Below are 202 nucleotides of genomic sequence, written 5' to 3' on the forward strand. Positions count from 1 at the left end.
GGGCCTGTCACGACAACCGTGTAAGAACGGGACTACTTCAGTCCCAAAACTATTCTAGTACAACGGAAGTCGATTGGGGAACATCGCAGCAAGCGCGTTCAGGGCTGCCGTCCAGTTCCGTGTCCCCGTGCCCGAGTACCCACCTCGCTCGCTGGAGATGTTCCGCAGCCCGAGATAAAGCAGCTTCATCGCCGAGTCCCGA

General features: G+C 58.4%; 1 pseudogene. It reads right to left on the bottom strand.

The features are described 5' to 3' along the window. Positions 1 to 54 precede the first annotated feature (54 nt). Positions 55 to 202, bottom strand: a pseudogene (locus ACX4ZE_RS23630) (IS256 family transposase); the annotation flags it as partial.

The sequence above is a fragment of the Nocardia sp. TBRC8007 genome (genome assembly GCF_056629435.1).